1 protein-coding gene and 1 pseudogene are annotated in these 1,081 nt (G+C 65.2%); both read left to right on the top strand.

Annotation, left to right across the window (positions count from 1 at the left end; all coding sequences use genetic code 11):
* Positions 1–104: pseudogene (locus TV39_RS21895) on the top strand (ribosome maturation factor RimM); the annotation flags it as partial.
* A 2-nt stretch (positions 105–106) separates the two neighbouring features.
* Positions 107–877: an IS110 family transposase gene (locus tag TV39_RS21255; RefSeq protein ID WP_052500654.1), complete on the top strand. Its 771-nt coding sequence runs from the start codon at positions 107–109 to the stop codon at positions 875–877.
* Positions 878–1,081: the final 204 nt, after the last annotated feature.

Below are 1,081 nucleotides of genomic sequence, written 5' to 3'. Positions count from 1 at the left end.
ACGGCATCCGCGGCGAAGTGACCGTCCAGGTCCTGACCGACGCGCCGGAGGACCGTTTCATTCCGGGCACGCAATTCCTGGTTGAGCCCGCCTCGGTGGGACCGAAGTGCGGATCCCGGACCCGGACGAGGAAGCGCTGCGGGACCTGTCCCGGCTCCGCTCAGGCACGGCGACAGACCTTGCACACTCACGCCAGCACGTGAACGCCATCCTGCTCCGCCACGGCATCCGCTACCCCAAAGACACCCGATGGACGAAGGAACACAGTTTGTGGCTGCACCGTCAGCGCTTTGACGAGGCGGCGCTGCAGTTCACCTACGAAGCCGACCTCGAGCAGGCCGAGCTGCTGGCCGGGCACCTAAAACGCATCGACAAACAGCTGACCACCACAGCCGCAACCTGCCGCTACGGCCCCGTGATAAACGCGCTAATGTGCCTGCGGGGTATCCAGATGACGACCGGGTTCGGGCTGGCCGTGGAGATCGGCGACTGGACCCGCTTCACCGGCTCAACAATCGGTTCCTACCTCGGCCTCGTACCAAGCGAGGAGTCCTCCGGTCAATCCCGGCACCAGGGCCCGATCACCAAGGCCGGGAACACCTACGCCCGCAAACTCCTCATCGAAGCCGCCTGGCAGCATCGCCGCCCCTACGCCCGGCCTGGGGAACGGCTACTGCGCCAACTCGATCTCGTCGACCCGGCAACCCGGATCCGTGCTCTGGAAGGAAACCACCGGCTTCACCGCAAGTGGGAACACTTCGATGAGCGGCACAAAATGTCAGTCAAGGCCAACACCGCCATCGCCCGCGAGCTCGCCGGCTGGTGCTGGTCACTGGCCGCCCCGCTCCAGCAAGGAGACCGCATGACCGCGGCCTGACCCGAACGTGCCCCCGGACGTGGTGAGAGTGGCGGCAGCACGCAGGAGCTAACTCGAGAGCCCGCTATGAGCAGACGGGGTCAAACCGTCGACGCTCGATCCTAGACACCCGACATGCTCCAGCCGAACAGATCGTCATGCGGTAACCAACCCGCGAATGTCAGCCTGACACTGCAGTCGCAAAGGACTCGCCACCACGGTCAC

It is taken from the genome of Arthrobacter sp. SPG23, from assembly GCF_000876655.1.
GTDB lineage: Bacteria > Actinomycetota > Actinomycetes > Actinomycetales > Micrococcaceae > Arthrobacter.
The sequence above is the reverse complement of the archived record's forward strand: the minus strand, read 5'-3'. Positions and strand labels throughout refer to the sequence as shown.